Annotated in this window: 21 protein-coding genes; 13 read left to right on the forward strand and 8 right to left on the reverse strand. The window is 69.6% G+C overall.

The genetic code is table 11. From position 1 onward, the window contains the following. Positions 1 to 13: 13 nt before the first annotated feature. The 5 genes from E5P3_RS28190 to apaG all read right to left on the reverse strand — a co-directional run bounded on the left by E5P3_RS28190 (position 14) and on the right by apaG (position 5,037). On the reverse strand, positions 14 to 931 hold the full coding sequence (locus E5P3_RS28190; protein ID WP_162588969.1) for an aspartyl/asparaginyl beta-hydroxylase domain-containing protein: 918 nt from the start codon (positions 929 to 931) through the stop codon (positions 14 to 16). Positions 932 to 1,022: 91 nt separating this feature from the next. Further along, positions 1,023 to 1,991 (reverse strand): thiamine-phosphate kinase, encoded by a 969-nt coding sequence (thiL, locus tag E5P3_RS28195; protein ID WP_162589916.1) that lies wholly within the window; start codon positions 1,989 to 1,991, stop codon positions 1,023 to 1,025. Positions 1,992 to 2,002: 11 nt separating this feature from the next. Further along, entirely contained in the window at positions 2,003 to 3,121 is a 1,119-nt protein-coding gene (locus tag E5P3_RS28200) for a YbdK family carboxylate-amine ligase (protein WP_068681842.1), read from the reverse strand. Positions 3,122 to 3,275: 154 nt separating this feature from the next. Continuing rightward, on the reverse strand, positions 3,276 to 4,544 hold the full coding sequence (locus tag E5P3_RS28205; protein WP_162588970.1) for a cation:proton antiporter: 1,269 nt from the start codon (positions 4,542 to 4,544) through the stop codon (positions 3,276 to 3,278). 97 nt (positions 4,545 to 4,641) lie between these two features. Further along, positions 4,642 to 5,037, reverse strand: a complete 396-nt coding sequence (gene apaG / locus E5P3_RS28210) for a Co2+/Mg2+ efflux protein ApaG (protein ID WP_068681727.1) — start codon at positions 5,035 to 5,037, stop codon at positions 4,642 to 4,644. 50 nt (positions 5,038 to 5,087) lie between these two features. Here apaG and rpe point away from each other — a divergent pair, with 50 nt between their 5' ends. Further along, entirely contained in the window at positions 5,088 to 5,783 is a 696-nt protein-coding gene (rpe, locus tag E5P3_RS28215) for a ribulose-phosphate 3-epimerase (protein WP_162588971.1), read from the forward strand. Here rpe and E5P3_RS28220 read toward each other — a convergent pair. After that, positions 5,780 to 6,031, reverse strand: a complete 252-nt coding sequence (locus E5P3_RS28220; protein WP_162588972.1) for a hypothetical protein — start codon at positions 6,029 to 6,031, stop codon at positions 5,780 to 5,782. The genes rpe and E5P3_RS28220 overlap by 4 nt on opposite strands. A gap of 92 nt (positions 6,032 to 6,123) precedes the next feature. Between E5P3_RS28220 and E5P3_RS28225 the strand changes: the two genes are divergently transcribed. The 10 genes from E5P3_RS28225 to ligD all read left to right on the forward strand — a co-directional run bounded on the left by E5P3_RS28225 (position 6,124) and on the right by ligD (position 15,276). Continuing rightward, the gene (locus E5P3_RS28225) at positions 6,124 to 7,116 is read left to right on the forward strand and encodes a succinylglutamate desuccinylase/aspartoacylase domain-containing protein (protein ID WP_162588973.1); all 993 of its coding nucleotides are present in this window, start codon (positions 6,124 to 6,126) and stop codon (positions 7,114 to 7,116) included. An 89-nt stretch (positions 7,117 to 7,205) separates the two neighbouring features. Beyond that, complete coding sequence (locus E5P3_RS28230) at positions 7,206 to 7,823, forward strand: sensor histidine kinase (protein ID WP_162588974.1); 618 nt, start codon at positions 7,206 to 7,208, stop codon at positions 7,821 to 7,823. Beyond that, a complete protein-coding gene (locus E5P3_RS28235) occupies positions 7,820 to 8,101 on the forward strand; it encodes a hypothetical protein (protein WP_162588975.1) in 282 nt (93 codons plus the stop codon). The genes E5P3_RS28230 and E5P3_RS28235 overlap by 4 nt, the downstream gene beginning before the upstream one ends. After that, on the forward strand, positions 8,098 to 8,340 hold the full coding sequence (locus E5P3_RS28240) for a hypothetical protein (protein ID WP_162588976.1): 243 nt from the start codon (positions 8,098 to 8,100) through the stop codon (positions 8,338 to 8,340). The genes E5P3_RS28235 and E5P3_RS28240 overlap by 4 nt, the downstream gene beginning before the upstream one ends. Before the next feature lie 190 nt (positions 8,341 to 8,530). After that, positions 8,531 to 9,688 carry a porin gene (locus E5P3_RS28245; RefSeq protein ID WP_162588977.1) on the forward strand — a complete coding sequence of 386 codons (1,158 nt, stop codon included), beginning with the start codon at positions 8,531 to 8,533 and terminating at the stop codon, positions 9,686 to 9,688. 81 nt (positions 9,689 to 9,769) lie between these two features. Further along, complete coding sequence (locus E5P3_RS28250) at positions 9,770 to 11,389, forward strand: ATP-binding protein (RefSeq protein WP_162588978.1); 1,620 nt, start codon at positions 9,770 to 9,772, stop codon at positions 11,387 to 11,389. Continuing rightward, positions 11,386 to 12,069 carry a response regulator gene (locus tag E5P3_RS28255; protein ID WP_162588979.1) on the forward strand — a complete coding sequence of 228 codons (684 nt, stop codon included), beginning with the start codon at positions 11,386 to 11,388 and terminating at the stop codon, positions 12,067 to 12,069. The genes E5P3_RS28250 and E5P3_RS28255 overlap by 4 nt, the downstream gene beginning before the upstream one ends. Positions 12,070 to 12,142: 73 nt before the next feature. Next, positions 12,143 to 12,436: a hypothetical protein gene (locus E5P3_RS28260; protein ID WP_162588980.1), complete on the forward strand. Its 294-nt coding sequence runs from the start codon at positions 12,143 to 12,145 to the stop codon at positions 12,434 to 12,436. Between the two features lie 119 nt (positions 12,437 to 12,555). Then, complete coding sequence (locus E5P3_RS28265) at positions 12,556 to 12,720, forward strand: hypothetical protein (RefSeq protein ID WP_162588981.1); 165 nt, start codon at positions 12,556 to 12,558, stop codon at positions 12,718 to 12,720. A gap of 9 nt (positions 12,721 to 12,729) precedes the next feature. Next, the gene (ligD, locus tag E5P3_RS28270) at positions 12,730 to 15,276 is read left to right on the forward strand and encodes a DNA ligase D (protein ID WP_162588982.1); all 2,547 of its coding nucleotides are present in this window, start codon (positions 12,730 to 12,732) and stop codon (positions 15,274 to 15,276) included. A 3-nt stretch (positions 15,277 to 15,279) separates the two neighbouring features. Here ligD and E5P3_RS28275 read toward each other — a convergent pair whose 3' ends face one another. Further along, on the reverse strand, positions 15,280 to 16,098 hold the full coding sequence (locus tag E5P3_RS28275) for a transglutaminase-like domain-containing protein (protein WP_162588983.1): 819 nt from the start codon (positions 16,096 to 16,098) through the stop codon (positions 15,280 to 15,282). Between the two features lie 465 nt (positions 16,099 to 16,563). Between E5P3_RS28275 and katE the strand changes: the two genes are divergently transcribed. Both katE and E5P3_RS36210 read left to right on the forward strand, forming a co-directional pair. Next, complete coding sequence (gene katE, locus E5P3_RS28280) at positions 16,564 to 18,744, forward strand: catalase HPII (protein WP_162588984.1); 2,181 nt, start codon at positions 16,564 to 16,566, stop codon at positions 18,742 to 18,744. A 154-nt stretch (positions 18,745 to 18,898) separates the two neighbouring features. Continuing rightward, complete coding sequence (locus E5P3_RS36210; RefSeq protein WP_269473996.1) at positions 18,899 to 19,024, forward strand: hypothetical protein; 126 nt, start codon at positions 18,899 to 18,901, stop codon at positions 19,022 to 19,024. Between the two features lie 15 nt (positions 19,025 to 19,039). Here the strand turns inward: E5P3_RS36210 and E5P3_RS28285 are convergent, their stop codons facing one another. Further along, positions 19,040 to 19,924, reverse strand: a complete 885-nt coding sequence (locus tag E5P3_RS28285; RefSeq protein ID WP_162588985.1) for a 2-hydroxy-3-oxopropionate reductase — start codon at positions 19,922 to 19,924, stop codon at positions 19,040 to 19,042. Between the last annotated feature and the right edge of the window lie 8 nt (positions 19,925 to 19,932).

Genomic DNA, 19,932 nt, shown 5'->3' on the forward strand with positions numbered 1-19,932 from the left:
CAGCGAACGATGCTCAGAAGAACAGCCAGTAGAACAGCCCGCCGAAGATCGCCCACTTGACGAGGTAGTAGCTGGGCTTGTTCCAGGCCTTCAACCGCTTCCCCAGCACGCGGATCTTGTAGACCTGCGCGAAGGCCTTGTTCAATCCACCGATCGGCTCGCCCTCCACGTTCTGCGTGGCGGCGGCCTTGATCATCCGCCAGCCGATCTCGCGGTTGATCCAGCGCGCTATCCGGTTGTTCAGCGGCCGCTCGACGTCGCAGAACAGGATCAGCCGGGTTTCATCGGTGAGATTCTCGGCGTGGTGGATGTAGGTCTCGTCGAACATCACCGCCTCGCCGTCCTTCCAGTGATAGGCCTGGCCGTCGACGAAGATCCTGCAGCTCGGCGCATCCTGCGGCACCTTGAGGCCCAGGTGGTAGCGCAGCGACCCTGCGAACGGATCGCGATGCCGCACCAGGTTGCCGCCCGGCGGCAGGATCGCGAACATGGCCGCGCGCACCGAGGGAATGCCCGCCAGCAGCTCGGTCGTCCTCGGGCACAGGCCCTTGGCCGAGGGCAGGAAGTCGCCGTACCAGTTGAGATAGAAGCGCTTCCAGCCGGTGCGGAAGAAGGAGTTGAAGCCGATGTCGGTGTAGCCCGCCGCCGCCTTGATGTGCCCCTCGTCGAACAGCGCCAGGCCTTCGTCGCGGATGGTCTGCCAGTTCTGCTGGAGCACGTCGAGCTCGGGGAACTGCTTCAGGTCGAGGTAGGGCTTCGACGGCACCGACGAGAACCAGTACATCAGCACGTTGAGCGGCGCGAAGAAGGTCGAGTGGTCGCTCAGCTGCCGCCCGAGCCGGTGCCGCACCTGGCCGCGGAAGTGCACGTAGAGGCCGGACGCCAGGAAGACCAGGGGGATCAGGAGCTTGTACGACAGGAAGCTGGGCATCGAGGGGCGACGTGCGGTCGTCGTCGGGATGGAGCGAAGCCTGGAATTCTCACCGAATCTCGCGCAGCGCGCCCGAGGAGATTCAGGCGTCTCAGGGCTCGGCCCGGAAATGATCGAACGCCGCGAACTGCTGCGAGAGCGGCGCGCCCTGCGCATCGACGATGCGCAAGCCGGGCGCCGCCTCGACGCGCCCGACGCGCGCGACGGGGGTGGCGCTCTGCCGTGCAGCCTCGAGGACGGCGGCGGCAGCAGAGGCCGGCGCGGCGAAGAGCAGCTCGTAGTCGTCGCCGCCCGCGAGCGCACAGCTGCGGCGCAGCGCCGGGTTTAGCGCGGCCGCGGCGGGGATGCCGACGAGGCCGCATGCGGCATCGGCATCCACCGTCGCGCCCACGCCGCTGGCGGCAAGGATATGGCCGAGATCGCCAACCAGCCCATCGCTCAGATCAACGGCGGCGCTGGCGATGCCGCGCAGCGCCTGGCCCAGCGCGACGCGCGGCTCGGGCTGCTCCATGCGCCGGCGCGCCTGTTCGAAGGCCTCGGCCGGCAACGCCAGCGTGCCGCGAAAGACCTCCAGCGCGAGGCGCGCGTCGCCCAGCGTGCCGCTGGCCCAGAGCTCGTCCCCCGGCCTGGCACCGGAGCGCAGCAGCGCCGCCCCGGCCGGGACCTCGCCGAAGACGGTGATGCAAAGATTCAGCGGCCCGCGCGTGGTGTCGCCGCCGACCAGCTCGCAGCCGTGCGCATCGGCCAGCGCGAACAGGCCGCGCGAGAAGGCCTCGAGCCAGGCCTCGTCGGCCGCGGGCAGCGCCAGCGCGAGGGTGAAGGCCAGCGGCTTCGCGCCGCAGGCCGCCAGGTCGCTCAGGTTGACCGCGAGCGCCTTGTGGCCGAGGCGTGCGGGATCCACAGTGGAGAGGAAATGGCGGCCCTCGACCAGCATGTCGGTAGACACCGCGAGTTGCATGCCGGGTGCGGGTGCGAGCAGCGCGCAGTCGTCGCCGACACCGAGAGGAGAACGCGCGGCCGGGCGCTTGAAGTACCGGTCGATGAGGTCGAACTCGCCCACGGTGGTCGCCCTCATCCGTGCCGGAAGCGCTTCGCCGCCTGCCGCACCACCTCCGCCAGCAGCCGCTCCTTGGCCTGGCGCTCGCGCAGCCAGCGCGCGTCGTTGCGGTTGGCTTCCACGCTGGTGCGCAGCTGGCCCAGGGCCTCGGTGGCGTCCAGCGCCTCGCTGTGCCATTCGAGCTGGGTCATGGTCATGAGAATGTGGTCGCGCAGCGGCATGTGGCTGCCGGTGGCAGGGTCGACGTAGACGGCGTCCAGACCGAAGCGGCAGGCCTGGAAACGGTTGTAGGTGTAGACCAGGTAGTCGTCCTCGGTCGGCGTGAAGGGCTGCTCCTGCAGGAACCAGGCCGCCAGCGACTGCACGTAGCCGGCCAGCGCCGCGGCGCGCTCGACCGTGAGCGGGGTGTCGAAGACACGGATCTCGATGGTGCCGAACTCGGGCTTGGGCCGGATGTCCCAGTAGAAGTCCTTCATGCTGCGCACGACACCGGTGCGGGTCATGCGCTCGAAGTAGTTGCCGAATTCGCGCCAGCTGAGGGTGAAGGGTGCGCGGCCCGACAGGGGAAAGGCAAAGACCGAGTTGAGCCGTGCCGAGTCGAACTGGGTGTCCTGCCCCTGCACGAAGGGCGACGACGCCGACAAGGCGATGAAGTGCGGGATGTAGCGCGACATGCGGTGCAGCATCAGCAGGGCGCCGTCGGCATCGGGGCAGCCGATGTGCACGTGCTGGCCGAAGATGGTGAACTGCTTCGACAGGTAGCCGTACAGCTCCGACAGCTCGCGAAAGCGCGGCTTGTCGTAGATGCGCCGCTCGTGCCACTGCTGGAAGGCGTGCGTGCCGCCGCCCACCACCGCGATGTTGAGCTTGTCGGCGTTCTTCACCAGCGCGTCGCGGATGGGCGTGAGCTGCGCCGCCACGTCCTTGGCCGAGTGGCAGATGTCGGTCGAGATCTCGATCATGCTCGAGGTCATCTCGGGCACCACGCTGCCGGGCAGCGGGGTTTGCGCCATCAGGCGCAGCATGTCCTCGGCATAGGGCGCGAGGTCGTAGTCGTGGGTGTTGACCAGCTGCAGCTCCAGCTCGACGCCCAGCGACAGCGCGACCGACTTGTTGAAGGGCTCCAGCGGCACCACGCGGCTCTCGGGAGAGCCGGGGATCGGCGGCGTTCCGTCGGCCGGCCGGGCAGTTTCGAAGACGCTCATATCGACCCCCACGCTCTGCACTTCGTGTCATCGCTGCCCCCCGAGGGGACGCGAGCTTGCTTGGGGCGGCCCGGCGCTGCGCTCATCGCTGCGTGTCCTCCGTGATGCTGAAGGCCTCGGGCAGCCAGGGCCTGGAGCTTTCGCCGGCGCCGTGGATGGCGACGGTGGCGAGCACCGCGCCGAGCACCTCCATCAGCAGGATGGCGGGCAGCGCGATCTGCGTGATCATCGCACCCAGCAGCGGCGAGGCGGTGACGAAGGCCGAGGTGATCAAGAGCGCGATGGACGACAGCGGCGACATTGCGCAGCCCACCCACAGGGCCTGGCGCCAGCTCGCGCCGCTGCCCGGGTTGGCGATGGCCACGCCCGCGATCTTGGCAACCGTGCGCACGGCGATCACCGCAAGCACCACGCTGGCTACGGGCAGGCTCCAGTCGGCCTGCGCCGCCACGACCGACACCAGCACGAACATCAGCATGGTGAGCAGCGAGGCCGCGGTGCCCAGTTGCCGCGGCCAGACCCAGGGCTTGGGATGCAGGGCCTTGAGCAGCACGCCGCCGATCAGCGCCGCCAGCGGGGCCGAGCCGCCGAAATGCGCAGCCAGCGCGGCGCCGGCCGCGATGATCGCGAGCAGCAGGATCGAGGTGTTCTCGCTGGTCGGGCTCATCACCCGCAGCGCCGAGCGCAGCGACAGCGCCATCAGCGCGCCCACCACGAAGGACAGGCCCAGCACCACCGCTACCGGGTAGAGCTTCTGGAACAGGCCCAGCGGCGCGTGCTCGATCAGCCCGGCCTGCGCATAGCCCAGCGCCAGCGCATAGAAGGTGTTGAGCGTGGCCAGCGTCAGCGCGCGCTCGGTCACCGGGCCGGAGCCGCGGGTGTCCATCACCACCCGGCTCAGCACCGCCGGCGAGGCCACGATCGCCATCAGCGCGACAGGGTTGGCCACCGGGTCGGGTACATCCATCCAGTGGAGCACCCAGAACACGCCGAAGTAGGTCAGCGTGGCTTCGAGCAGGCTCTGCACCAGCACCATCGGGTTGTGGCGGAACCAGCGCAGCGGCAGCCGGCCGCCGGCCTCGAACAGCACGATCGCCACGCCGAGCTCGAGCAGGAACAGGCTGATGCCCTGCAGCGGCCACATCGCGCCCTCGAAGCCCGCCAGGCCGACCACCGTGCCGACCACCGAGTAGCCGACCACCTTGGGCATGCCCGTGTAGCGCTGCACCAGGTGGCCGGCTGCGGCGGCAGCGGCCAGCAGCAGCGACCACAGCACCGTGGGCAGGCCCGCCGAGGGCCGCACCCATTCGGACCAGAAACCCAGCAGGTCGTTGGGAATGAAAGAACTCATCAAGCCAATCTGTTAACTAAAGGCGCGGGCGCCGGGCAGGCGCCGCGAATCGAGCAGAGCGCACGAGGCGTTCATGGCTCGAGGAAGAAGGTTGCGTTCAGTGCAGCACGCGCGAGACGGGCGGGCCGCCCGTGTCGGCTTCCAGCACGAACACGGGAATCGCGACGTCGAAGCGTTCGCCGTGCTCGGTCACGAAGAAGTAGCTCCCATGCATGGTACCGCTGGGCGCCTGCAGCCGGCATCCGCTGGTATATCGGAAGGACTGCCCCGGCGCCAGGAGCGGCTGCTGGCCGATCACGCCGAGGCCCTTGACCTCTTGCGTCTTTCCCGTCGCGTCGTTGATGAGCCAGTGCCGGGAGATCAGCTGCGCCGCCACGCGACCCGTGTTGGTCACGGTGATCGTGTAGGCGAAGGTGTAGACCCGGTCTTCGGGCGAAGACTGGTCCGGCAGGTAGCGCGGGTCGACCTGGACGTTGATCGGTTGGCTGGACATCGGGGCGATGTTAACAATGGATGAAAGACAGCCTGCGACAATCTACGCCCATGAGCAGCAGCCGCACCTTCCGGATCGCCCCTTCCATCCTCTCGGCCGATTTCGCGCGCCTCGGCGCCGAAGTGAGCGATGTGATCGCCGCCGGCGCCGACTGGATCCATTTCGACGTCATGGACAACCACTACGTGCCGAACCTCACCTTCGGCCCCATGGTCTGCCAGGCGCTCAAGCCCCATGCGAAGACGGCCGGCGGCACGCCGGTGCCGATCGACGTGCACCTGATGATCGAGCCGGTGGATGCACTGGCCGCCGCCTTTGCCCAGGCCGGGGCCGACTACATCAGCTTCCATCCCGATGCGTCGCCCCACACGCACCGCAGCATCCAGGCCATCAAGGCGGCCGGCTGCAAGGCGGGGCTGGTGTTCAACCCGGGTGCGGGGCTGGAGCCGCTGGACTGGGCCATCGACGACATCGACCTGATCCTGATCATGAGCGTCAACCCGGGCTTCGGCGGCCAGAGCTTCATCGACTCGGCGCTGCGCAAGATCGAGCTCGCGCGCAAGCGCATCGAGGCCAGCGGGCGCGACATCCGCCTGGAGGTCGATGGCGGCATCAAGACCGACAACATCGCGCGCGTGGCCAGTGCCGGCGCGGACACCTTCGTGGCCGGCAGCGCCATCTTCAATGCCAAGGACTATGCGGGCGTGATCGCCGAGATGCGCACCCGCCTCGAAGCCAGGCCCTAGCGCCTGACCTTTTCGTTGTAGACACGGTCGGCTTCGGGGCCGCGGTCGGTGTCGACCACCCCGCGTTCCACGTCTTCCATCGCCTTGCGGCCCATTTCCGAGCTGTCCTGGTTCTGCTGGCTGTCGGAAGACTGGTCCCGCTCGTGCGGCAGGCGTGGTGCGGATTCGCCGCCCTGCTCCACCTTGGTCTTGCCGCCGCCGGCATCCTTCAGCGGATCGGTCTTCGCGGGCGCCTTCTTGCTGGCCATTGCTTGCTCCTTTGTCATCCTGACCTTCTGGCACGCCATCGCGGAAAGCCCGGTAGGACCGCCATGCGCCGCCCTGTAGGATCAGCGGCGAGATGAGCGAGCAGCAGCCACCCGCACCCGACCTCCTTCGCATCCACGGCTTCACGTCCCTCGAGCCCGGGCCGAGGCTCATCGTCCTGGGCGGCGTGCATGGCGACGAAACCTGCGGCACCGTGGGCATCGAGCGTGCCCTGGCCGAGCTCGACAGCGGCGCCCTGCAGCTGCTACGCGGCCAGCTCACCCTCGTGCCCGTGGCCAACCCGCTGGCGCGCAGGCTGATGCGGCGCGAAGGCGAGCGCAACCTCAACCGCCTGTTCAAGCCAACGCCCACGGGCCAGGACCCGTCCGACTACGAGGCCCGCATCACCGACCTGCTGTGCCCACTGCTCGAGCGGCACGACGTGCTGCTGGACCTGCATTCCTTCCAGAGCGAGGGTGAGGCTTTCGCGATGATCGGCCCGCGCGACAACGCCGGCGCGCTGGAGCCCTTCGCGCGCGCCTTCGAGGAGGGGCAGCTCGCGCTTCACATGGGCACCTCGCGCGTGGTCGAGGGCTGGCTCGACATTTATGCAGCCGGCCTGGCGCAGCGTGCCGGCGGTCAGGCGGCCGACGAGGCGGCACTCGCATTCGGCTGGGGCACGAACGAATACATGCGCAGCCGCGGTGGCTACGGCGTCACGCTCGAATGCGGCCAGCACCAGGACCCGGCCGCGCCCGAGGTCGCGCACCGCGCCATCCATGCGGCACTGCGCCTGCTGGGCATGACCGCCGCCGATCCGCGCGCCGAGCCGCCGGCGGCGCCTGCGCTGCTGCGCCTGGTCAGCGTGACCGACCGCGACAGCGAGGACGACCAGTTCGTGCGCGACTGGGCCACCTTCGACCCGGTGGCGAAGGGCGAGCCCATCGGCGAGCGCGCCGACGGCAGCGTCATCGCGGCCGAGCGCGACGGCTTCATCGTGTTCCCCAACGCGCAGGCGCTGCCCGGGACCGAATGGTTCTACTTTGCGGTCGAGAGCGAGCGCGACCTGCGGCGGCGCGCCGCCTGAGGCGCCGCGCCGCAATCGGCGCATCCCAGATTCCTCCATATTTGGCGGCCAGCATCGGGCGGTCCCAGTCCAATCAGGAGGTCTTCTGCATGGAACTCTCGCCCGCCGTCATCCTCGGGCTCGGCCTGAACCTGTCGCTCGCCTGCGTGCCGCGCGCACTCGCGGCCCGCAGGCCGCACCCTGTCGACCCCAGCGCCTCCGAGGCGCTCGCACCCGTCGAGCGCCGCTGGCTCGACCTGCGCACCGCGCTCGAAGAGATGTCCCGTTCCTGCGGCGCGATGCTGCACGCGGCGGGCATCGCGCTCGAGCACCGGTTGCCCGACATCGCGCTCGGCGTGTGGGCAGACCCGGGCGAGCTGCGGCAGGCATTCATGCAGATCGTGCGCCTCGCGTGCGAAGCCATGCCGCGCGGTGGCATGCTGAAGACGCTGGCACGGCGCGAGAACGGCCAGGCGGTGGTGAGTTTCATGGACTCCAGCCTGGCCTCCGGACAGCAGCCACGGCTGGCCGCGCTCTTCGACCGTCTCTTCGCCGCGCGCCAGCCCATTGCGCCGGAGGAGGGCGAGCTGCGCGCCAGCGTGCTGCTGGCGCGGCGCATCGTCGATCGCCTGGGCGGCCGCCTGTATGCCGCGCCCTCGGCACTGGGCGGCATGGGCCTCACGCTGCGGATGCCCGTGGCTGCTGCCGGCCAGGGGGCGCAGCCATGAGGGCCGGATCGCTGCACGAGGAGGCCTTTGCGCTCGTCCCTGCAGCGGAAGCGCTGCCCGATGCGGGCAGCTTCCTCGAGGCGTCGCTGCCGTGGATCACCGGACTCTGCTTCACCGCCGCCCTCCTGCTCGCGGGCGGGGACGAGCCCCGATGCAAGGCCGGCTGCAAGGCCCGCTGCAAGGCCGAGCGGAGCGCCGCGGCCGACACGCTCGCGCCCATCCTGTCGACCGGCGACAGGCGATCCGGGGCGATCCGTCCTCAAGGGGCCTGCCCATGACGAATGGGAGATGTGGCGTCGCCGGCGCGATCGGCGTCTTGCTGGCCATCCCGCCGGCGGTGCTCGGCGTGCTGTTCATGGCGGAGATGGATGCGGACGGCGGCAGCGCGCGCGATGTGTGGGAGCAGGCCCTCATGGCGGCCAGCGCGCTCTTCGCGCTGGCGGTGCATGTCTGCGCGCTGCTCGCACTGCTGCGCGAGTCGCGCCGCCGCGGCGGTGCCGGCGCCTCGGAGCGCTGACCCGACATCGCCGCGTTGCGCCTGTGCGCATGCCGGTCCTGAGCTCCCAATTTCCTCCCCCTTTGGCCCCGACCATCCCTCCACCGCTCGAATGGAGCGGTTGCGCGGATGCGGTGCGGGCCGCGACGCGCCGGCTCGAAGTCCACTCCGGAAGTCGGCCGTGCTCCCTTTTGAAACTGGAGAAATCTGAATGAGAAAGTCCCTCGCGGCCCTCGCCGCTCTTGCCGCCACCGGGGCGGCCTTTGCCCAGTCGTCCGTCACGCTCTTCGGCGTGGTGGACGCGGGCGTGAGCTACCAGTCGGCGACCGCGCGCGATGCCGTCACCGGCCTGAGCTCAAAGCAAAGCCAATGGAGCCTGGCCAACTCGGGCTACAACTCCAGCCGCATCGGCTTCCGCGGCACGGAAGACCTGGGCGGCGGGCTGGCCGCGAGCTTCTGGCTCGAGGCGCCCATCAGCAACGACGACGGCGCCACCGGCATCAGCACCTTCAGCCGCCGCTCGACGGTGAGCCTGTCGGGCGGTTTCGGCGAACTGCGCCTGGGCCGCGACTACGCGCCGACCTTCTGGAACGACACGGTGTTCGACCCCTTCGGCACCAATGGCTCGGGCACCAACGTGATCAGTTCGGTGAGTGCGAGCAGCAGCCTTGCGAACTCGAACTACACGCGCGCCAGCAACTCGATCGGCTACTTCCTGCCTGGGAACCTGGGCGGCTTCTACGGCCAGATCCAGTACAGCCTGCACGAGAACACCGACACCAGCGGCTCGGCCAGCACCGCCTCGACCAACAGCAATGCAGGCCGCTACATCGGCGGGCGCTTCGGCTGGGCCAACGGGCCCGTGGATGTCGCGGTGTCGCTGGGTGAGAGCATCGCGGCGGACAACACCACGCTCACGCGCAAGGTGCGCACGGGCAATCTCGGCGCCTCCTACGACTTCGGCCCGGTCAAGCTGTTCGGCGAGCTGTCGAGCGTGCGCAACGGCTTCGAGACCGCGTTCGCATCGACGCACGACAGCTACGACGGCTACCTGCTGGGCGCCACCGTGCCGGTCGGGCCGGGGCTGATACGCGCCTCGTACTCCGCCGTCCGCTACAACGAGGGCGCGGCGGGCCTGCTGGGCGAAGAGCCTCGGGTGCAGAAGCTGGCACTGGGCTATGTGCACAACCTGTCGAAGCGCACCGCGCTCTACGCCACCGTGGCGCGTGTGAACAATCGCAACGATGCGGCCTACAGCGGCAGCCTCAGCTCCGCCATCACGACCGGCTACGGCAGCACGGGCGCCGGCTACGCGGGCCTGCCGCGTTCCTCGACCGGCTACGACTTCGGCATCCGCCATGCCTTCTGACGGCAGCGCCGCGCGCCGCGGGAGGCGCGGGAGGCGCGGGGGCCTGACGCAGAATGCGGCCATGCGCCGATCGTTCTTTCGATGCCCCGCCTGACGCTCACCAGGAAGATCTTCTTCGCCCTCGCCGCGCTGCTGGTCATGCTGCTGCTGATCTCCGCCGGCTTCTCGATCTTCGCGCTGCAGCGCGGCCTCGGGCCCTACGTGGCGGAGATCGAGATCCGCCGCATGGACTGGCTGGCGCAGCTGCTGCAGAAGCACTACGCGGCCCAGGGCAACTGGAATGCGTTGCGCGACCGCGATGAGGTCTGGCATCGGCTGCAGATGGGCGACGCGGGCGTGACGCAGCAAGCCGGGCCGCGTGATGCGGAGGACGCCCGGCTGCCGCCCTGGTATGCGCGCCCGGCCCGCCCCGAAGCCGAGCCCGGCGGCGCTCCCGGCCCCGTTCCGCCTCCCCAGCTCGAACTGCTGCCCCGGCGCTTCGCCCCTCCGCCGCCGCCCTGGCTCTTTCCCGGCCTGCGCGATGCGGTCGATTCGATCTACCGGCGCCTGGGCGTCATCGATGCCGCCGGGCAGCGGGTGATCGGCGCGACCGTCGACCCGGCCTCGGCTGCCCACCTGCCGATCCGCCTCGGCAACCTGGTCGTCGGGCAACTGGTGCTCGCACCCGTCGAGGGACTCGCCAGCGAGGCCGATCGCGCCTTCCTCGCCCGGCAGTCGGGCTACATCGCCTTGACCGGCGCGGTGGGGCTGGGCCTCGCGCTGGTGCTCTCGTGGCTGCTGGCGCGGCGCTGGCTCAGCCCCATCGATGCGCTCACGCAGGGGGCGCAGGACGTGGCGCGCGGCCGGCTCGGCACCCGCGTGCAGGTGCGGGGTTCGGACGAGCTGGCCCTGCTCGGCCGCACCTTCAACGACATGGCCGAGCGCCTCGATACGGTCGAGGCGTCGCGCCGCGCCTGGCTGGCCGACGTGGCGCACGAGCTGCGCACGCCACTGGCCGCCATGCGCGCGGAGATCGAGGCGCTGCAGGACGGCGTGCGCAGCTTCGACGACCGCACCGCGCTGCGGCTGCACCGCCAGGTCATGCGGCTCAACCAGTTGGTCGACGACTTGCGCAGCAGCATGCGCGAGCCGCAGGCCGATTCGATCACCCGTGCGCCCGTGTTCCCGCTCATGTTGCTGAAGGAGGCGCTGGCCGCGACGCGCGATCGCTTCGCCCGGCGCCGCATCGCGGTGGAGGCGGAAGCGGTCGATGCCCTGGCCGCTGGATCGCAACCGATCGTGGAGGGCGATGCCCAGCGGCTGCACCAGGTGTTCATGAACCTGCTCGACAACACCCTCTCCTACACCGACGGGGGCGGCACGCTGCGCATCGACGCCGCGGTCGAAGGCAGCGCCGGGGCGCAACGGCTGGTGCTGCGCTTCGACGACAGCGCCCCGGGCGTCGCGCCCGGCGAACTGCCGCTGCTGTTCGAGCGCCTGTTCCGTGCCGAGGGCTCGCGCAGCCGCGCACTCGGCGGCTCGGGCCTGGGCCTGTCGATCTGCCGGGCCATGGTCGAGGCGCACGGCGGCGAGATCGATGCCTCGGCCTCGCCACTGGGCGGGTTGAGGATCACGCTTTGGCTTCCACTGGAGGAAAAATACATGAGCAGCACGGCCGCTCCGAAGGCGAATGGCACCGTAGCCGAAGGTGTAGTCCAGTGAGCCGCATCCTGATCGTCGAGGACGAGGCCGACATCGCCTCGGTGCTGCAGGACTACCTGCGCCATGCCGGCCACGAGACCGAGCACGTGGCCGACGGCCGCACGGCGCTGGCGCGCATGCTGGAGGCACCGCCCGACCTCACGCTGCTCGACATCATGCTGCCGGGGCTGGATGGCCTGGGTGTGCTGCGGCAGGCCCGCGTGCACACCAGCCACCCGATCATCATGCTCACCGCGCGGATCGAGGAGGTCGACCGCCTGCTGGGGCTGGAGCTGGGGGCCGACGACTACGTGTGCAAGCCCTTTTCGCCGCGCGAGGTGGTGGCCCGCGTGCGCGCCGTGCTGCGCCGCGTCGAGGGCCTGGCCGCGACCGACCGCGAGGCCGAGGCCCCGGTGGTACTGGACGAGGCGCACTGGCGCGCGACGCTGGGCGGCAGCCCGCTGAACCTGACGCGGCGCGAGTTCAGGCTGCTGCAGGCGATGTCGCGGCACCCCGGCCGCATCTTCCCGCGGGCCCGGCTGCTGGAGCTGGCCTACGACGACGATGCCGACGTCTCTGAACGCGCGGTGGACAGCCACATCAAGAACCTGCGGCGCAAGCTCTCCGCCGCTGCGCCCTCGCACGACTGGATTCGCTCCGTCTACGGCGTGGGCTTCGCCTTCGAGGCACCCCTCGATTGAGCAGGAAGGTCTTCCAAGCTTTCTCCCAAGTCGGCCCGCACACTGCGGGATCACCTGATCTGGAGGACGAACCATGAGAACGATCCCTGCTCTGGCCGCCGTGCTGCTGGCCGCCTGCCTGAACGCCTGCATCATGCTGCCCCCACCGCCACCGCCACCGCTTCATGCGACACCGCCGCGGCCCGGCGAGGCCATGCCGCCCTTCGCCCACCGCGGCGGCCCGCCGCCCGAGGCCCTGGAGCTCTGCGCGGGCAAGGCCGAGGGCGCACGCTTCGAGATGCCGGGGCGGCGCAGCGACATGTTGGCGGGCAGCTGCGAGCGCGGCCCCGACGGCCGGCTGGTGCCGCGGCCGGACGGCGCGCGCTAGCGGCTGACCCGCAGCCGGGGCGCCCCCGCCGCGCAGCCGCCCAGCCCTGACGCCGGGCCCCGCCGCGTTCCTACATGCGCGCCGGCATGGCCGCCCTACGGTAGCCTTCCGGAGAATCCATGCCTGCAGCCACGACCAAGACCCCCGCGCCTCGCGTCCTGTGGAAAGGCGCGATCAGCTTCGACGAGCCCGCACCGTCCAAGGCCTGCAAGCCGGCCGTCAAGCGCACGGCCCGCGAGCGCGCCTCCGCACGCAAGGCGGCCACGCGCCGCAAGGCCGCCTGAGGCGCCGCCGTGGCAAGAAGCCCCCGTGCAAGCGAGGCGCTGGCGCCCTACCGCCGCAAGCGCGACTTCAAGAAGACCCCGGAGCCGCACCAGGTCGGCCGCGCCAGCCAGGGTGGCCATGCCTTCGTGGTGCAGAAGCACCATGCCCGCCAGCTTCACTACGACTTCCGGCTCGAGCTCGACGGCACGCTCAAGAGCTGGGCCGTGCCCAAGGGGCCCTGCCTCGATCCATCCGTCAAGCGCATGGCGGTGCATGTCGAGGACCATCCTGTGTCCTATGCCGACTTCGAAGGCACCATCCCGCCGCGCCAGTACGGCGCCGGCACGGTGATCGTCTGGGACCGCGGCGAGTGGGAGGCCGAGGGCGATGCGGCGCGCGGCCTGGCCGAGGGCAAGCTCAAGTTCGAGCTGCGCGGCGACAAGCTGCGTGGCCGCTGGACGCTGGTGCGCATGCGCGGCAAGGGCGAGAAGCAGGAGCCCTGGCTGCTGATCAAGGAACAGGACGCGGAGGCGCGCCCGCTCGCGGACTACGACATCGTCGAGGCCGAGCCCGACAGCGTGCTGAGCGGTAGCGATGTCGATCATCCGCCGGCGGTGACCTACGGCCGGAAGGCCGAGCCCGCCCCCAGGCCCGGGCCTGCCCGGGCGCCACGCAAGGCCACCTCGGCGAAGCGCCGCCAGGCCGCGCTGCCCGAGCGCCTGGAGCCTGAGCTGGCCACGCTGGTGTCGGCGCCGCCCGCGGTGCCCGACGACTGGCTCTACGAGCTCAAGTTCGACGGCTACCGCCTGCTGGCCCGCATCGAGGGCGACCAGGTCCGGTGCATCACGCGCAACGGCAACGACTGGACGTCGAAGCTGCCGGGCCTGGCGAAGGCACTGGCGAAGCTGCCCACCCGATCGGCCTGGCTCGACGGCGAGATCGTGGTCGCCGGCAAGAACGGCGCGCCGGACTTCCAGGCGCTGCAGAACGCCTTCGATCGCCGCGCGACGGCCGACATCGTGTACTGGCTCTTCGATGCGCCCTTTCTGGATGGCGAGGACCTGCGCGCCCTGCCCGTGGAAGAGCGCCGGGCGCGGGTCGCGCAGCTGCTGGGCCCCAAGCCGCCGGCCGGCCTGCATTTGTCCGAGGCCTTCGAGGCCGCGCCGCGCGAGCTGCTGGCGTCCTCGGCGGAGCTGGGCTTCGAAGGGATCATCGCCAAGCGCAAGGGCTCGGCCTATGTGTCGCGCCGCTCGCCGGACTGGATCAAGCTCAAGAACCAGCGGCGCCAGGAATTCGTGATCGGCGGCTACACGGCGCCCCAGGGCTCGCGAACGGGCTTCGGCTCGCTGCTGCTGGGCGTGTACGACGAACAGGGCCATCTGCAGTATTGCGGCAACGTGGGCACCGGCTTCGACGCCGGTCGGCTGAAGGACGTCAAGGCCAGGCTCGACCGGCTGGCGAGTGACGCGTGTCCCTTCGAGAAGCGGCCCGCGGGCGTCAAGGCGCACTGGGTCAAGCCCAGCCTGGTGGCCGAGGTCGCCTTCGGCGAATGGACGCGCGATGGCCGCGTGCGCCACGCCGTGTTCCAGGGCCTGCGCAGCGACAAGCCCGCGTCGCAGATCCGGCGCGAACTGGCGCAAGCGCCGGCCGCCAACCCTCTTGACCATGAAGCGAGCCCATCGATGAAGGCGTTGCACATCACCCATGCCGAGCGCGTGATCGACCAGACCAGCGGCGTCACCAAGGGCGAGCTCGTCGCCTTCTACGACCAGGTGGGAGCGCTCATGATCCCGCACCTGAAGGGCCGCCCGGTCGCGCTGGTGCGCGCCCCGGAGGGCGTGGGCGGCGAGCTCTTCTTCCAGAAGCATGCGAGCAGGAACGAGATGCCGGGCGTGAAGCTGCTGGACCCCGCGCTCGACCCCGACCACGAGCCGCTGCTGCAGATCGACACCGTGCAGGGGCTGCTCTCCGCCGCGCAGATGAACGTGCTGGAGCTGCACACCTGGAACGCCACCTCCAACGCGATCGACCGCCCCGATCGCATCACGCTGGACCTCGATCCGGGCGAAGGCGTCGATTGGGCCGCGATGCAGGAGGCGACACTGCTGGTACGCACCCTGCTGGACGAGCTGGAGCTGCCGGCCTTCCTGAAGACCAGCGGCGGCAAGGGCATGCACGTGATGGTGCCGATTCGGCGGCACTACGGCTGGGATGCGGTCAAGGGCTTCGCGCAGGCGCTGGTGATCCACCTGGCCGAGACCATTCCCCAGCGCTTCGTCGCCAAGAGCGGGCCGCGCAACCGGGTCGGCAGGATCTTCGTCGACTACCTGCGCAACGGCTTCGGCGCGACCACGGTCTGCGCCTGGTCGGCGCGCTCGCGGCCGGGCCTGGGCGTTTCCGTGCCGGTCGAATGGGACGAGCTGCCGATGCTGCAGAGCGCCGCGCACTGGACCGTGCGCACCATCGGCGAGCGCCTGTCCGTCGGCAACAAGCCCTGGGCGGCGATGGAGAAAAGCCGCAAGGGGCTGGCTGCGGCCATGAAGACACTGGGCTATGTGCCGCCGGACGCACCCTGAACGTCAGCCCACCACTTCCTCGGTCACCACCTCGAAGCGCTCCAGCGTGTGCTCGCCGAACACCATGGTGATCGGTACATCGGCGGCGTCGCGGCCGTGCGCGATCATGATGCGGCCGATGCGCGGCGTGTTGTGCCGGGCATCGAAGGTCCACCAGCGGTCGCCGAGGTAGACCTCGAACCAGGCGCTGAAGTCCATCGGATACGGCACCGGCGGGATGCCGATGTCGCCTAGATAGCCGGTGACGTAGCGGGCGGGTACGTTCATGCAGCGGCACAGCGTGATCGCGAGGTGGGTGAAGTCGCGGCAGACGCCGACGCGTTCTCGCCACGCCTCCAGCGCGGTCCGCGTGGGACGCGCGCTCTGGTAGTCGAAGACCAGGTGCTGGTGCACGTAGTCGCAGATCGCCTGCACCAGCGACCAGCCCTTGGGCAACTGGCCGAAGCGGCTCCAGGCGAAGGCCAGCAGCTCGCCGTCCACCTCGCAGTAGCGGCTCGGCAGCAGGAAGCGCAGGGTCTCCACCGGCAGTTGGTCGGGCGTGTGCTCGACCGCGCCGAGGTCGACCGGGTCGGGCCAGCCGTTGTCGAAGACCTTTGCCTCGTTGCGCAGGCGCACTCGCGTGACGCCCGCGGGCACGCGAACCCGTGCACACTGGTTGTCGAAGCCGTCGCGGTAGAAGTCGGTCGCGAGCGGCGGGCTGATCGTGATGTTCTCGCTCCCGACGATGTCGCCGGCCCGCGAAGGATGCACCTGCAGCATGTAGATCAAGGCGGTCGGCGCGCTCACGCCGAGTTCGATGTCGAAGCCGATTCGGATGAGCATGGGCTATATGGAGTTGGCGGGGTCGGACAGAAGAGTGGCGAAGCGAGCACGCATCCTAAGTGGCGACGCAAGATTCGTGCGTGGCGTGCAGCGCGTCTGCGCGTAGGCCGGACTTCGGATCCGTCAGTTCGCTCCTACTGCAAAGCACTGGACCCTCCCACAGACGCCAGTGCGCGGCCACTACGGAGGATTGCCGGCGCGCAGCCTAAGCTGAGCTCTTGCACACGCCCGCATGTCGGCCGTGCCCTCACGCATCCCTCAATACCACCACAATGACTCGGAGCGAATCATGGAGCTTCCTCGCTGTTCAGTGCACTTGATGGGGCCTGGATCGACGATGTCATCCTCTGGTCCGTGGTGGCGGTGGCCGGCATTGCCGGCCTTGCGGTCGTGGTCAACGCCCTGGACGTCTTCTTCGATGCCGGCTGATGCCGCGGCGCTCCGGAAAAACGGAAGGAACGCCCGATGACACCCGCGAAGAAGCCCTCCGGCAGCCGCCGCCCCAAGCCGACGAACGGCAGCAACGACAAGCTGGAACAGCTGGCCGAATCGATCGCCGAAAACACACCGCGCATCACCACCAACCAGGGCGTTCAGATCCCCGACAACCACAACTCGCTGCGGGCGGGCGTGCGGGGGCCCTCGCTGCTGGAAGACTTCATCCTGCGCGAGAAGATCACGCACTTCGACCACGAGCGCATCCCCGAGCGCGTGGTGCATGCGCGCGGCGAGGCGGCCCATGGCTACTTCGAGGTCTACAAGTCGATGTCGCAGTTCACCTCGGCCGACTTCCTGCAGGACCCCTCGGTCAAGACGCCGGTCTTCGTGCGCTTCTCCACGGTGGCCGGCTCGCGCGGCTCGGCGGACACCGTGCGCGACGTGCGCGGCTTCGCCGTCAAGTTCTACACGCGCGAGGGCAACTACGACCTGGTGGGCAACAACATCCCGGTCTTCTTCATCCAGGATGCGATCAAGTTCCCCGACCTGATCCATGCGGTCAAGCCCGAGCCGCACCACGAGATGCCGCAGGCCGCGAGCGCCCACGACACCTTCTGGGACTTCGCCTCGCTGATGCCCGAGACCACCCACATGCTGATGTGGATCATGTCGGACCGCGCGATCCCGCGCAGCCTGCGCATGATGGAGGGCTTCGGCGTCCACAGCTTTCGATTCGTCAACGCGCGCGGCGAGAGCCATTTCGTCAAGTTCCACTGGAAGCCAAAGCTCGGCATCCACGGCCTGGCCTGGGACGAGGCGCAGAAGATCGCCGGCAAGGACCCGGACTTTCATCGCCGTGACCTCTGGGAGGCGATCGAGCGCGGCGACTTCCCCGAATGGGAACTGGGCGTGCAGATGATCCCGCAGGACAAGGAGCATTCGCTGCCCTTCGACCTGCTGGACCCGACCAAGCTCATTCCCGAGGAGATGGTGCCGGTGCAGCGCATCGGGCGACTGGTGCTCAACCGCAATCCCGACAACTTCTTCGCGGAGACCGAGCAGGTCGCCTTCCATCCGGGGCATCTGGTGCCCGGCATCGACTTCACCAACGACCCGCTGCTGCAGGGGCGCCTGTTCTCGTACACCGACACGCAGCTTTCGCGGCTGGGCGGGCCCAATTTCCACGAGCTGCCGATCAACAAGAGCGTCTGCCCCTTCCACAACTTCCAGCGCGACGGCATGCACCGCCAGGCCATCGCGCGCGGCCACGTGGCCTACGAGCCGCACTCGCTGAACGACGGCAAGGAGTTCCGCATCGACGGCGCCAGCGGCGGTTTCCAGTCCTTCCCCGAGGAGATCGAGACGCCGAAGGTGCGGCGCCGCAGCCCCAGCTTCGACGACCACTTCACCCAGGCGCGGCTGTTCTTCAACAGCCAGAGCGTGCCCGAGAAGGAGCACATCATCGCGGCCTTCCGCTTCGAGCTCTCGAAGGTCGCGGCGCCGATCATCCGCCAGCGGATGGTCGACAACCTCGCGCTCGTCGACGAGAAGCTGGCGCGCCGCGTGGCCGAGCCGCTGGGCATCGGTGCACCCGATCCGAAGGCGGCCGCGGGCCGCGCCGGCTACCGCGAGCACCGGATGAAGCTGCCGATCGAGGAGTCGCCGGCGCTGCGCATGGTCGACACCGGCGACGGCTCGATCAAGACCCGCCAGGTCGCGATCCTGGCGGTGGACGGCATCGACTCGGCCTCGCTCAAGCCCATCCGCGAGGCGATCGAACAGGCCGGCGCGCAATGCAAGGTGGTGGGGCCGCGGCTGGGCACGGTCACCAGCGCGTCGAAGCGCCAGGTCGAGGTGGACGCCACGTTCCTCGCCATGCCCTCGGTGATGTTCGATGCGGTGCTGGTGCCGGCCGGCGCGCCGGGTGCCGAGGCCATGGCGCGCAACGGCGACGCGGTGCACTTCGTGCTCGAAGCCTACAAGCACTGCAAGGCCATCTGCACCGTGGGCGAGGGCGTACAGCTGCTGTCGATGCTTGGCATCGGCACCGACGCCAAGTCGTTCCCGCCCGGTGTCGTGGTGGCCGCGACGCCGACCACCAATCTCGGCGACAGCACGGCTGCGGTGAAGATCGCGCACGACTTCGTCGCTGCGATCGCCAAGCATCGGCACTGGGATCGGCCCGGGATCGACGCCGTCCCCGCGTAGTGCGCATTCAGGGGCTGAGGCGCAAGCACGTTGCGCAATGGTGACGCAATGCACGGTTGGCCCCCGGCCAAACAGCCGCTGGCCCGTTTAGCCGATAGGCAGGCGCGCACTTCGTGCCTACGATGACATCGAACCTCTCGTCGGAGTCACCCACATGGACACCAAGCCCGCCATCCTGCAGCCGCAAGACCCGGTCGCCGCCAAGCTCGGGATCTACGTCACCCGTGCCGGCATCGCGCTCGCCACCATCCTCTTCGCGCTGTCGTACCTGCGCGGCTGACGCCGCAAGGCGCGTCTACTCGCCGTCCGGCGCCACCGTGTGCGCCGCCATCTGCTCGAGCGCCTTGACCAGGGCCGAGTGATCCAGCTGGTCCCAGCCGTGCGCGGCGCAGGACTGCATCAACTGCGCCGCCGAGGCCGTCTGCGGCAGTGCAACCCCCATCGAACGCGCGCCGGCCAGCGCCAGGCTCAGGTCCTTCTGGTGCAGCGCAATACGGAAGCCCGGGTCGAATGTGCGCTTGATCATGCGCTCCCCATGCACCTCCAGGATGCGGCTGGCCGCGAAGCCGCCCATCAGCGCCTGCCGGACCTTGGCCGGATCGGCGCCGGCCTTGCTCGCGAACACCAGCGCCTCGCCCACTGCGGCGATGTTGAGGGCCACGATGATCTGGTTCGCTACCTTGGTGGTCTGGCCGTCGCCGTTGCCGCCCACCAGCGTGATGTTCTTGCCCATCTTCTCGAACAGCGGCTTCGCACGCTCGAACGCTGCCTCCGGTCCGCCGACCATGATGGTCAGGCTGGCCGCCTTGGCGCCCACCTCGCCGCCCGAGACCGGCGCGTCCAGGTAGTCGCAGCCGAGCTCGTTGATCTTCGCGGCGAAGCGCTTGGTGTCGATGGGCGAGATCGAGCTCATGTCGATCACCAGCTTGCCCTTGGCCAGGCCGGCCGCGACGCCCTCCTCGCCGAACAGCACCTGCTCGACGTCGGGCGTGTCCGGCAGCATGAGGATCACCACCTCGGCCGCCCGCGCCACCTCGGCGTTGGTCTTGCACACGGTGGCGCCCTTCAGCGCGTCCGGCACCTTGCTGCGGGTGCGCACGATCATCTCGTGGCCGGCCTGCATCAGGTTCTGCGCCATCGGCGCGCCCATGATGCCCAGGCCGATGAATCCGATCTTCATGTCGATGT

Source organism: Variovorax sp. RA8 (assembly GCF_901827175.1).
Taxonomy (GTDB): domain Bacteria; phylum Pseudomonadota; class Gammaproteobacteria; order Burkholderiales; family Burkholderiaceae_C; genus Variovorax.

Excerpts from the sequence above, each read along its gene's own strand:
- E5P3_RS28240 (WP_162588976.1), top strand. The coding sequence starts at position 8,098 with ATGACGAATGGGAGATGTGGCGTCGCCGGCGCGATCGGCGTCTTGCTG.
- E5P3_RS28275 (WP_162588983.1), bottom strand. The coding sequence starts at position 16,098 with ATGCTCATCCGAATCGGCTTCGACATCGAACTCGGCGTGAGCGCGCCG.
- E5P3_RS28190 (WP_162588969.1), bottom strand. The coding sequence starts at position 931 with ATGCCCAGCTTCCTGTCGTACAAGCTCCTGATCCCCCTGGTCTTCCTG.
- E5P3_RS28225 (WP_162588973.1), top strand. The coding sequence starts at position 6,124 with ATGAGCGAGCAGCAGCCACCCGCACCCGACCTCCTTCGCATCCACGGC.
- E5P3_RS28235 (WP_162588975.1), top strand. The coding sequence starts at position 7,820 with ATGAGGGCCGGATCGCTGCACGAGGAGGCCTTTGCGCTCGTCCCTGCA.
- E5P3_RS28265 (WP_162588981.1), top strand. The coding sequence starts at position 12,556 with ATGCCTGCAGCCACGACCAAGACCCCCGCGCCTCGCGTCCTGTGGAAA.
- E5P3_RS36210 (WP_269473996.1), top strand. The coding sequence starts at position 18,899 with ATGGACACCAAGCCCGCCATCCTGCAGCCGCAAGACCCGGTCGCCGCC.
- E5P3_RS28220 (WP_162588972.1), bottom strand. The coding sequence starts at position 6,031 with ATGGCCAGCAAGAAGGCGCCCGCGAAGACCGATCCGCTGAAGGATGCC.
- E5P3_RS28260 (WP_162588980.1), top strand. The coding sequence starts at position 12,143 with ATGAGAACGATCCCTGCTCTGGCCGCCGTGCTGCTGGCCGCCTGCCTG.
- E5P3_RS28285 (WP_162588985.1), bottom strand. The coding sequence starts at position 19,924 with ATGAAGATCGGATTCATCGGCCTGGGCATCATGGGCGCGCCGATGGCG.
- katE (WP_162588984.1), top strand. The coding sequence starts at position 16,564 with ATGACACCCGCGAAGAAGCCCTCCGGCAGCCGCCGCCCCAAGCCGACG.
- E5P3_RS28245 (WP_162588977.1), top strand. The coding sequence starts at position 8,531 with ATGAGAAAGTCCCTCGCGGCCCTCGCCGCTCTTGCCGCCACCGGGGCG.
- E5P3_RS28205 (WP_162588970.1), bottom strand. The coding sequence starts at position 4,544 with ATGAGTTCTTTCATTCCCAACGACCTGCTGGGTTTCTGGTCCGAATGG.
- apaG (WP_068681727.1), bottom strand. The coding sequence starts at position 5,037 with ATGTCCAGCCAACCGATCAACGTCCAGGTCGACCCGCGCTACCTGCCG.
- E5P3_RS28250 (WP_162588978.1), top strand. The coding sequence starts at position 9,770 with ATGCCCCGCCTGACGCTCACCAGGAAGATCTTCTTCGCCCTCGCCGCG.
- rpe (WP_162588971.1), top strand. The coding sequence starts at position 5,088 with ATGAGCAGCAGCCGCACCTTCCGGATCGCCCCTTCCATCCTCTCGGCC.
- E5P3_RS28230 (WP_162588974.1), top strand. The coding sequence starts at position 7,206 with ATGGAACTCTCGCCCGCCGTCATCCTCGGGCTCGGCCTGAACCTGTCG.